The 12221-nt window shown below is 52.2% G+C and carries 6 protein-coding genes and 1 pseudogene; 4 read left to right on the top strand and 3 right to left on the bottom strand.

Annotated features, from left to right (window positions below; genetic code table 11):
* The 4 genes from ABUL11_RS08905 to ABUL11_RS08890 form a co-directional block, all read left to right on the top strand.
* Positions 1–2003 (top strand): BapA/Bap/LapF family large adhesin (locus ABUL11_RS08905; RefSeq protein WP_350283503.1); only part of this gene is annotated, 2003 nt, incomplete at its 5' end.
* 43 nt (positions 2004–2046) lie between these two features.
* A complete protein-coding gene (locus tag ABUL11_RS08900; protein ID WP_350283502.1) occupies positions 2047–3405 on the top strand; it encodes a TolC family protein in 1359 nt (452 codons plus the stop codon).
* The gene (locus ABUL11_RS08895; protein ID WP_350283501.1) at positions 3398–5608 is read left to right on the top strand and encodes a type I secretion system permease/ATPase; all 2211 of its coding nucleotides are present in this window, start codon (positions 3398–3400) and stop codon (positions 5606–5608) included. Before ABUL11_RS08900 ends, ABUL11_RS08895 begins: the two co-directional genes overlap by 8 nt.
* Positions 5605–6777 (top strand): beta-barrel domain-containing protein, encoded by a 1173-nt coding sequence (locus ABUL11_RS08890; protein ID WP_350283500.1) that lies wholly within the window; start codon positions 5605–5607, stop codon positions 6775–6777. Before ABUL11_RS08895 ends, ABUL11_RS08890 begins: the two co-directional genes overlap by 4 nt.
* Before the next feature lie 80 nt (positions 6778–6857).
* Here the strand turns inward: ABUL11_RS08890 and ABUL11_RS08885 are convergent, their stop codons facing one another.
* The 3 genes and pseudogenes from ABUL11_RS08885 to ABUL11_RS08875 form a co-directional block, all read right to left on the bottom strand.
* A complete protein-coding gene (locus tag ABUL11_RS08885) occupies positions 6858–10004 on the bottom strand; it encodes an efflux RND transporter permease subunit (RefSeq protein ID WP_350283499.1) in 3147 nt (1048 codons plus the stop codon).
* A gap of 25 nt (positions 10005–10029) precedes the next feature.
* A complete protein-coding gene (locus ABUL11_RS08880; protein WP_350283498.1) occupies positions 10030–11196 on the bottom strand; it encodes an efflux RND transporter periplasmic adaptor subunit in 1167 nt (388 codons plus the stop codon).
* Between the two features lie 306 nt (positions 11197–11502).
* A pseudogene (locus ABUL11_RS08875) lies at positions 11503–11830 on the bottom strand (transposase); the annotation flags it as partial.
* Positions 11831–12221: the final 391 nt, after the last annotated feature.

Raw genomic sequence — 12221 nt, 5'->3', positions numbered from 1 at the left:
ACCTCAACGCCATTCAGGATCTGGCCGGCAACGATGCCGCCAGCCTCCTGAACAGCCCGGTGACCAATACGGTGATAGCCCCGCTGACTGCCATCAACAATACAGAAGTTGCGATGGTGAACATTAACACCACGTCAGCTGCAGTCAATGAAGGGAGTGCAACCACGTTACTTGGAATGGGTGTTGGATTAGCTGGCCTGGATCTGCAAACGGAATTGCTGGGCACGGAAAAAGTATCCTTTGATATCCCGAGCGGACATGTAGAGGATCTTGTCTTCACATTCGGTTCACTCCTTAATCTAAGTCTCCTGGGCGATTACCGGATCGTCGTTCAGAAATGGAATGCAAGCACCGGAAAGTGGACTACGGTTGATTCATTGTCGGATGGCGCAACGATCCTGACAATCGGTCTGCTGAACGATGGCAGTTATGGCGTGCAACAGCTGCTCGGTGAGGGACAATACCGCGCCTTCGTCTCTTATGGCGGTGTGGGCCTTTCTGTTCTCAATACCCTCTCAGTTACAGGCACTGAATATGCACACACTTATGTGGCGGATACGACGTCAAGTAGTGGCAACGTCATCACCAATGATCAGAACGTCACGGCAACGACGATCATTAGCCATATCAATGGCGAGCCACTCGTAGCCGGCGACAACACAATCACCGGCGACTGGGGCTCGCTGGTGATCAATCGGGAAACCGGTGCATATACTTACACACCCAACACGGCCAACAGCTCATCCATCGGCCAGATGGATACATTCACCTACACCCTGTTTGACACGGCAAACAATGCTACCAGTACTGCCACGCTTGCCATCAACATCAGCAGTAATGATGTAGCTGCCAATGATGCAGGTGCAGCAGGGATAGTATTTGACAATCCGCCACCGGAAGACAGGTTCAATGACTCCGCCACTGCCGACACCATTCCTCTTAATCCTATTCCCAACACCTACAATAGTGCCAGTTTTACGATCAACGGTAATGAAGCCGTTTCCGGCACAGTAAAACTATCTACACTCGTGGCAGTAATCACGAATACCACTCTGGTCATCCAGGAGGAGACAGCCCCGGGTGTCTGGACTGCGGTATCCAACGGCACTTTCGATTTTTCCTCGTTGGCTTCAATTGGCACCTTCGGAACTATTAATCTTGCCACACTGGATCTGGATGCTGGAACATATCGCATCCATTTGAAATCGCTTACAGGAATACTTACCAGCATCAATATCACAACCGACGTCAATGTCACGCATACCGACCAGTACGTGGTCACAGGCACCACCAACGTTCACGGTAATGTGCTTGCCAATGACGTGACAAATGACGCTCAGCCGACCTTTCAGGTTCTCGATGCCACCAACACCTATGTGGATGTTACAGACGGCATGACAGTCACCGGCGACCACGGTACGCTCACACTTTACGCCGATGGGCACTACATCTACACACCGGACATGGCCACGGATTATTTTACCAGCCCGCTGATTGACAGCTTCGAGTACCAGCTCACCAGTGGCACTGTCATCGATCAGGCAAGGTTGGACATCACCAACGGTAGCTACGGAGTAGAGCGGGGTAGTACCGCTAATGACACGCTTATCGGCAATGCTGGCAACGACATCCTGATTGGCGGCAGTGGCAATGATATGTTGACAGGCGGCACCGGCGGGGATGTATTTCTCTGGGAGAGCCTCAACCCTATTGATGCCACTGGTGGCAACGGCACCGATATCATTACCGACTTCACGATCGGGATGATCGGTACTGATGCCAACGCTGACATCATTGACATCTCACGGTTATTAGTGAGTTTCGACCCTGGCACCAGTTCTGTGGAGAACTTTTTGAGCCTGACTTCATCTGGAGGCAATACAGTGATCAATATCGACCGTGACGGCTCAAATCTAGCCTATGGTCCCACTCCACTGGTAACTTTGAATGGTGTGACCACTGATTTAGCTACGTTGTTGGCGAACAATCAGATCATCGTTTAATACGCGACAGCTCCCCGTTTTTCGCATGTTTACCCTGCTGTCCTTGATTTACGCAAGTACGACCGTACTAGCGGGAAAATTACCTGTTCCGCGTGATATAGCGATCCCCAGTCGGGTGATTTCCGTTGCATCCGCCGCGTTCCCACCCCCATTAATCAATGGCGGGAAAGTGCGACGGGTTTCCCTCGATGCCCTGACTCTGTCTGATGCAATCGGTATCGCTATTGCTCATCATCCTGATATCAGCCGTGCTCATGCCGAGGTCATTCAACGCAATGCCGAGGTCGATGTGGCCAAGGCGGCCTGGTATCCCAAGGTCGATTATGGCGTGAAGCCCGGCTATGGCAGAAGCTACAATGCACTCAACTCCGGCAACACCACTGCCCTGCGTACATCGGTGGGTGTCAGCCAACTGATCTACGACTTCGGCGTCACTTCCAACCGGATCAAAGCTGCAGATGCAGTTGGGGAACAGACCGGTCATCAACTGGCCGATACCATAGAGACCGTGGCCTATAACACCGCGACCAACTTTATCGAACTGGCTGCCGCGCAAGATCGAATCGCCGCAGCCCATAAGCAAATCGAAGCGCTGAAGGCCACCCATTCCAAGATCATTGATCGTGTGCGCGCCGGACTCTCGGTCTCCTCCGATAGAACAATGGCAGACCTAGCTATCAGACGCGCCGAAGCTGAAGCTGAACAGGCGAATACGCGGCGCGACGTTGCCGCCGCCAAGCTGGCTGAGCTGATCGGGGTGCGCCCTGAAAACGTAGCTTGCCTGGGTGATACCGTGAGCCTAGTTAGCAAACTAGGCGCCCCCGACGGCAATGTCGACCAACGGCCATCAATCAAAGCTGCCGATGCTGCTGTTCAAGCAGCCGACGCCCAACTTCAAGTCGCGCGCGGCAGTCGTTATCCTTCCATTGGGGTAGGTGCTTCCCGTTCCTTCACGACCGGCCCAGCCAGCGCACTCAACGACACTTGGATCAGCGTGGTCATGAGCGGCAGCTTCGATTTCGGCAACAGTGCACGGCATCAGATCGAGGCCGCGAAAGCTGCGGCAAACGCCAGCCGTAAGGCTTTGGAAAATGAGCGTTTGATTACGCGCAGTGCTCTTAATTCTGCCCAGATAGAGGCCAGAGGTGCTGCTGAGCGCATGACAAGCTACGAAAAAATCATCGAACTAGCTCAGGTCTCACGCAATCTTTACTGGCAAGAATATATTCTAAACAAGCGCACACTGACCGATGTTCTCAACCCTGAGCGTGATATCTACCAATCGGAACTCGAATGGATCAACGCTCTGGCCGATGCTACCATAGCCCGCATCCGCGCCCAAGTAGCGGTTGGAGGGTTCGTGCAGCAACTCCGTGATCGCGAAGGAAATCGTCATGAATAACACCACGCGCAAGCAAATCATGGCCCCTGCTACATATTGGGCCGAATCGCTGCTACTAGCTGCACGTCAGCTGGGATTGCAGACATCGCCCGAATGCGTGCGTGGCGCGGCTTCCTGGGTCGGCTGCGATGATCCACATGCTGCCGTGCTTGACATTGCGGCCCAGGCTGGCTTATCGGCAAAATTCGTTGAGATATCTCTGGCTAGGCTTTCGCCCATCATGCTGCCAGCCTTACTCGAACTGGATGGAGGCCAAATAGGCCTGCTCATCGATATAAATGCCAGCCGCGCGACCATTTTGTTGACTTTGGAAGGAAAAGTACTGGAGCGCCTGCTGACGATCGACAACCACCCTCGTCTGCTATTGCTGGTACACGAACGCACAGCCCCGCGCAAGGATCGAGTGAATGATTATTTAGTCACCACAACCGACCACTGGCTGCGTGATATCTTTATTTCGCACTGGAAAACGTTATTTGAACTGTGTGCCGGTTCGCTGTTCAGCAACTTGCTGGCGATCTGCACGGCGCTGTTCGCAATGCAAGTTTGGGATCGCGTAATCCCCGCACGCTCAATCAATACATTATGGGTACTGACCTCCGGTGTGGCCATGGCCCTGCTGCTGGAACTGATGCTCCGCATGATGCGCGTAACGATTGCCGACCATTTCGGCAAGAATGCGGATATCAAGCTATCTTCTATGTTTTTCGCACGCGTGTTGGATATTCGCAACGATGCTCGGCCTCGTTCTCCGGGCAGCTTGATCGCCCAACTGCGCGATCTGGAGCAATTACGGGAACTACTGACTTCCAGTGCATTGGGTGTGCTGATCGATCTGCCTTTTGTGTTCGCCTTTCTTTTGATCATCTGGGTGCTCGGCGGCTGGTTGGTCCTTGTGCCACTAGCCGCCATTCCACTGCTGGTACTGCCGGGTGTGTTAGCGCAATATCCACTTGCCAAACTGTCGAAAGAGGGTATGGCCGAAGCCGCCCTGCGCAATGCCATCCTGATGGAATCCATCTACCGCATTGAAGACATCAAAACCCTGCAAGCTGAACCGCGCTTCCGGCAACTGTGGGATCAAACCAATTTCATTAATGCCGATATCAGCCTCAAACAGCGTTATCTGTCCGGTCTGCTAATGAATTTATCTCAAACCGTGCAGCAACTGGCCTATGCAGGTGTCCTCATTGAGGGAGTTTATGCCATCCTAGATACCGATCTTTCTTTCGGTGCCGTAATGGCCTGCTCCATACTCACCAGTCGCACCATCGCCCCCCTGTCCCAGATTCCTGCTGTGCTGTCGCGCCTGCAGAACGCCCGTGTCGGCAAAGATGGATTGGATAAATTGCTGGAATTGCCGATCGATCATCCCGCCGACAAAAATACTTATCACAAACCAGTACTGCTGGGTCGCTACGAATTTGAGAACGTCAGCTACAGTTTCGATCCTCAAGAAAAACCGGTACTCACGATACCGTGTCTCTCTATCCGGCCTGGAGAGCGCATTGCCATCCTGGGCCGTGTGGGTGCAGGCAAATCCACCTTGTTGCGCGTGTTGGCCGGCCTGGCGATACCTCAGCAAGGCCGCGTGCTTTTCAACGACACACCCATTAGCATGATCGACGTAGCCGATGTACGGCGTGATATAGGCACTGTCCTGCAGGAGGCTAGTCTATTCTACGGTAGCCTGCGCGAAAACTTATTGCTGGCTAATCCGCTGGCAACTGATGAAGAATTGCTAGCGGCGATGCGCCTGTCATGTGCCGATCAACTTCTGCTCAAACAACCGCACGGTCTCGATCTTTTGTTACGCGAGAATGGCTTTGGACTTTCGGGAGGCCAGAAGCAGTCACTGATACTGGCTCGCACCTTTCTGCGCACCCCCAATGTGCTGCTGCTGGATGAACCAACGGCTTCGCTGGATGAAAGCACTGAACGTAACATCATCGAGAACATGCGTCAATGGCTGGGTGGACGCACACTGATCGTGGCTACCCACCGCTACCCACTGTTGTCCCTGGTAGATCGCATCATCGTCATCGACAGTGGCCGTATCGTGCGAGACGGCCCGAGAGAGGAAATACTTGCCGCTATTCGCAGCCTTGCGGCCAACAGCCAGAACGTGGCTCGCTCTAAAACTCATATCCAGGTCCACTCTCAGCCACAACGCCAACCGCAAACCACTGGAACCTCACCATGAATTTACAGGATGATGCTTTCGGCAAGGATGAATCTCGTTTCACCGCCAGTTCCATCCTCTGGCTGATCGTAGCCAGCATGGCGATCTTCCTGATCTGGTCGTATTTTGCAGTTCTGGATGAAGTGGCCATCGGCGAAGGCAAGGTGACTCCAGCCTCCAAAGGCCAAATTATCCAGAGTCTGGAAGGTGGCATTCTGTCCGAGTTGGTCGTGCATGAAGGTGACGTGGTCGAGAATGGACAGAAGCTCGCCACGCTGGATCCAGCCTTAAGCCGCTCCTCGGTCGAGGAGGCCGCGCAGAAAATAATTGCCTTGCAAGCGCGCGCCGCACGCTTGAGAGCTGAAATTGAAAATAAATCCGATATCATTTTCCCGCCTGAACTGGCTGACGAAAAGGCCGTGATCGAGCGTGAGCGTCAGCTTTTCCGTACTGATGTACAAGCCTTTCACGAAAATGTTTCTCAACTCAGCCGGCAATTGCGCCTGGCCCAACAGGAAATCGACATTGCCATGCCTTTGCTCAAGACGGGTGCTACCAACGAAGTCGAGATCCTGCGCCTGAAGCAAAAGGCTGCTGAACTTTCAACCAAGCTGGCTGCCACCAAGGGCCAGTACTCCGTAGCGCTCAAATCCGACTACGCTACCACCATGGCCGACCTCGGTCCGCTGCTCAAGGTGCGCGAAGGTCGAGCCGACCAACTGCGCCGCACCGTTATTACCTCACCCACACGCGGAATCGTCAAGGATGTACGCGTGAATACCATAGGAGGTGTGATCGGTCCCGGTGGCGAATTGATGGAGATCGTTCCGCTGGATGACCAGTTACTGGTCGAGGCTCGCCTCAGCCCGCGAGACATCGCCTTCATTCACCCAGATCAGGTTGCTACCGTGAAGATCACCGCTTTCGAGCCCTCAATCTACGGCACGCTGGACGCCACAGTACAAAACATTTCACCCGACACCATCGAAGATCAGGTTGACAAGCGCCTCTACTACTACCGTGTCTACCTGCTGACCAAACATGCTTACCTTGAGACCAAGGATGGTAAACGCCATGCCATTATGCCCGGCATGGTAGCCACAGCTGAAATCCGTACCGGCCAGAAAACCGTTCTAGATTATCTGATCAAGCCTCTGAACCGTGCCGCCGAAGCGCTACGGGAACGTTAGGGGCGCGTTGAAAATTTCAATCCCACTGTTGCACAAATCTCCCTGGTCACGATCGTCAACATAAGCTGTTTAATCAGCGATCACCCTTCCTGCGACTTAAGATGGTTGAAATGGGCCAGCTTGCGCAGAGCAACGTAAAAGACAGGAGTAAGAAACAATCCAAATAACGTTACTCCGAGCATGCCGGCGAAGACGGTGATACCGGTTGCGTAGCGTACCTCACTACCAGCGCCGTAACTAAACACCAAGGGAACAGATCCGGCGATGAAGGCGATCGAAGTCATCACGATCGGCCGCAGTCGAAGATGGCAGGCTTCCAGAGCAGCTTCGACAATATCCTTGCCCTGGATCTCCAGTTCCCGTGCGAATTCAACGATCAGGATGGCATTCTTGCATGCCAGCCCCATCAATACGACCAGTCCCACCTGGACGAATATATTATTGTCACCACCTGTGAGCCAAATGCCGAAAAGTGCAGCACACATACATACCGGCACGATCAGGATGACCGCCAGGGGTAGTGTCCAGCTCTCATAGAGGGCAGCCAGCACCAGAAAAGTCAGCATGATCGATAAGGGGAATACGATGGCTGCTGCATTACCTTGAGTGACCTGCTGATAGCTCAGGTCGGTCCATTCCAGTGTAATACCACGAGGCAGAACCTCTGCAGCGATCTGCGAAAGCTTGGCGATGACTTGCCCTGAGGAGAGTACGCGAGGATCAGCGTCACCTATCAGATCAGCTGCGGGATAGCCGTTGTAGCGGATGACCGGATCCGGGCCAAAGGTATGTTGAATCGTTACCATCGACCCTAGCGGAACCATTTCTCCTCGACTATTGCGCGTATACAGATTGTTGATGTCTTCAGCATTCTGGCGAAAAGCCGCATCCGCCTGTGCCATCACGCGATAAACACGACCATACAGATTGAAATCATTGATGTAGAAGGAACCAAGATAGACCTGCAACGTATTGAAGAGGTCTGTCAGATTTACTCCCTGAGCTTTGGCTTTGACTCGATCTACCTTGACCTCGAGCTGTGGGACGTTGGCCTGGTATGAGCTGACAGGAAAAGTCATGCCTGGCGTCTGTGCAATCACATTCTGGAAATGTGTCATGACGTTTTGCAATGCCCCGTACCCCAGCCCTCCCCGATCGACCAGATAGAGCGAATAGCCCGACCCGTTGCCCAGGCCCTGTATGGACGGAGGCAATAAGGCATAGGCTTGCCCGTCCTTGATATCAGTCAACTTGGCATTCAGTTCAGCCGTGATCGATTCAGCAGAACGCTGGCGTTGGTCGAAAGGTTTGAGGATGACGTAAGACGCAGCCAGATTGGGCGTATTGACTGACTGCAATGCATTCATCCCTACATAGCTTTCGGTCATTTCTACGCCTTCAATACTACTGGCAAGGTCGTTGAGTTGACGTGTAACGGCATCAGTACGAGCGAGCGAAGCGCCCTCCGGCAATTTGGCGCCAGCGAAAAGATAAAGTTTATCCTGATTTGGAATGAAGCCAGTCGGTACGATATGGAATAGTACGACAGTCGCGAGCAATAACCCCGCATAGACGGCAAATACGATGCCCCGTCGATTCAACGTTCGGGCTACCGTGCCTTGATATTTGTCGGAGCTGCGGAGAAACAGGCGGTTGAAAGGATGAAACAGCCATCCCAGACTACGCTCAAGTACCCGGGTAAATTTATCTTTCGGGGCACCCTGTCCTTTGAGCAGTTTTGCTGCCAATGCCGGCGACAGGGTGAGCGAATTGATCGCAGAAATAATGGTGGATATGGCGATGGTGACGGCAAATTGCTTGTAGAACTCTCCGGTGACACCACTCAGGAATGCCATGGGCACGAATACAGCGCATAACACCAGCGCAATGGCGATGATCGGACCGGAAACTTCTTTCATCGCCTGGTGTGCCGCTGCGAGAGGGCTCAGGCCTTTCTCAATATAGCGCTCGACGTTTTCCACGACGACAATCGCATCATCGACGACAATCCCCACGGCCAGGACCAATCCAAACAATGTCAATGTATTGATGGAATACCCAAGCAGGTACAGCCAGGCGAACGTGCCGATAATCGAGACCGGCACCGCAATCAGAGGAATGATCGATGCGCGCCAGGTCTGCAGAAAGAGAATGACCACCAGCACGACCAGAAAGACCGCCTCGATCAGTGTCTGACCCACGGCTCGAATGGAATCCCGGACAAAAACAGTAGGGTCCCACACTACCCGATACTCGATACCCGGAGGAAAATTTGCTGCAAGTTCTTCAAACTTGGCATAGACCGTTCTAGCCACCTCCAGAGAGTTAGCACTGGGCGTCAAAAAAATACCGACGCTGGTGCTGCCCCTGTTATCGATCATGGCATGCAGCGTGTAATCGCTGGAGCCGAGCTCGACACGGCCTACATCAGATAAGCGGACCAATTGGCCATCGTCGGCACTTTTGAGTACGATATCACCGAACTCCTGTTCACTGCGGAGCCGTCCGCGCACATTGATCGGAACGAGGAAATCTGCCCCCTGGGGCGATGGTTCAGCCCCCAATTGCCCCGCGGATACCTGCACATTCTGTTCACGAACAGCATCCACCACGTCGCTGGCTGTAAGACCCCGCGCGGCAAGCTCATTCGGATTCAGCCACAAGCGCATCGCATAATCACCTTCGCCGTACAATCCGACGTTGCCAACACCCTTCAAGCGTGAAAGCTGATCCTTGATATTCAAGGTCATATAGTTACGCAGATAGACCGAATCATATCGACCATCGGGTGAAGAAAGATTCACGTACATAAGCGGAGTCGGGGACTGCTTCTGTGTGGTTACGCCGTACTGGCGTACATCGTTAGGCAGACGGGACAGGGCCTGGGCGACACGGTTCTGTACGCGCACAGCAGCGGTATCCGGATCGATGCCGGACGTAAAAGTAACTGTCACTTGCAGGCTGCCATCGGAGCCTGCAACGGACTTCATATACATGATCCCTTCAACGCTGTTGATCGCTTCTTCCAGCGGAACGGCGATTGAATCTGCGATCTCTTTGGGATTGGCGCCCGGGTATGTTGCGCGCACGACCACGCTTGGCGGCACCACTTCCGGATATTCACCTGCAGGCAGCAGCGGGATGGCGATCAGTCCCGCCGCAAAAATGATCACCGAGAGAACGATGGCAAATATGGGACGGTCGATGAAGAACTTGGAGAAATCCATGATCGTACGCTTTTACTTTAACACTTCATGGAACGAGAAGAGGAGTGGTTGCCTGCGTTTCCATGGCAACATGCTGAGGTTTTACGATCATCCCGTCGTGAAAGATCTTCTGCGCGCCAATGACAACGACCTTATCTGTCGTGTCAAGACCCGACTGCACGATACGCAAACCATCGATCTGACGACCCAATGTAATATCCCGGCGAAATGCCTTGTTACCCTCCCCTAATACATAAACATATTTGCGGTCCTGATCGGTCAGAATAGCCTTCGCGTCGATCAGGAGTACAGGCAGTTCATCGCTGCCTTGCAGTTGTACCCGAGCATGAAGACCCGGTGTCAGCAAACGATCTGAATTAGGAACAACGGCACGGACACGTATTGTCCCGGTTGCGGGATTGAGTTGATTGTCAAAGAAATCTACCGTTCCATGATGGAGAAAGCCTTCCCCATCAGCCAAGCCGATACGAACCGAATAAATAGTGTTCTCGTGATCGTTCTTGAGAGCAAATTTCTTATAGCGCAGAAAACTATGTTCATCACAGTCGAAATACACATACATGGGATCCTGCGAGACCAGGGTTGTCAACATGGACTGGTCAGCCCGGGCAAGATTACCCGCAGTCAAATATGCTCGACTCACGCGACCTGCGATTGGTGCACGAACCTCGGTAAAATCGAGATTGAGTTTAGCAGTGGCTACAGCAGCTTTCGCTGCACGAACCTCGGCAGCCGTTTGGTTCAAATCGTTTTTTCTACCATTGAACTCCTCGCGCGATATGGCTTGTTGTGCAAATAGTGCATGCGCATGTTCAGTCTTGCTTTGTGCAAGACTCGCTGCGGACCGTGCACGTTCAAGTTCTGCCTGTGCCTGGTGAAGTGCATCCCGGTACGGACGGGGATCGATGACAAAGAGAAGATCGCCGGGTTTGACTTCGCTACCTTCCTTATAGGCAATGCGATTGATGTAGCCACTAACGCGAGGACGCAACTCTACCGTCTGGATCGCACGAACACGCCCATTGAATTCATCCCATGTTCGCACGGAACGCGACAGCACGCTTGCAACCATAACATCGGGCGGAGGAGACTCGACCGGCGTACCGGATTCGGAATTACATCCGGCGATGAATATTGAGAGAACAATGAAAATGATGAATACGCATGACTGGCGCATGGCAGAACTGCACATAGTAAATCACGAAAAACGATCAGAGAAATGATAAGGTTCAATATCGAAACTTGATCTGATACACCAGTATCAGTCCGTAGAATTACGGACACAGGATTTTGCAGCAATTGTCTCGATTGTTTTCAGCGCTGGAATTGCTCCTTGTGGATCACCCTAAAGAATAAAGTTACCGGGAGGCTAACCGCTGGCTTTCGTAGAACTTTGGGTAGGGTAACACATTCATCATGATTTCAGTCAGTGCGTTGCCATAGCTATACTTGGAATGTCTTGAATAACTCGCACCTGCTCGGTCTGATATGGTTCAATAGATCTATCCTGATTACCACCTCTGGCTCCACTGGCATGTGGATAAACTTTACGATGGCTGGCATCGATCATCAGTCATTCATAATCCGGGTCATCAATCAGGATTTCCAGCAACTTCTCCCGGATACTTTGTTACGCCAACGAATAAAACGACGGTAGGTATTGCTCCAGCCCCCGTAATCCGGCGGTAAATCTCTCCCCGGAACTCCTGTTCGCATAATCCAGAAAACAGCATTGATAAACTGACGATTATCAATGGCTACCCCTCCCCAAGTCCTCTCGCGACCTGATAAATGCTCTCAAGCAGCAACCAGACTTTATCCGAAATATCATGCCTGTGATGGGGTTATGTCATATGAGCTCCTTTTATTTCTTGAAAGAATCTCATATGCTTATCCTCATGACTACACTATTTAGAGGGTCGTTTTATCCTATCCGGTAAATTCAAGAATGAAGTTTTAGCTTTATTTCCAGATATTCGGTTTGCGATTAGATATAGCATTGCCTTCAACAGGCTTTCAGTTTCAAATGTTGAACTTACGTATTGCCTATGACACGGCCCGCAATCTTCTGTTAATTCCCTGACGATAACTCGATATTTTTTCACTTTGCACCCTGCGCCATAGATAATTTAACCTGAGTTCGGGATAAGCCCTTAAGCTTTAGCCAAGCTATTGACTCTGGTCAGATTCAAAGTTGGTTTGTTATCAGACAAACAG

Origin of the sequence: Nitrosomonas sp., from assembly GCF_040256045.1 — a bacterium.
In the GTDB taxonomy this organism is placed as follows: Bacteria; Pseudomonadota; Gammaproteobacteria; order Burkholderiales; family Nitrosomonadaceae; genus Nitrosomonas.
Note: the sequence above shows the minus strand (reverse complement) of the source record. Positions and strands in the feature narration are given on the sequence as shown.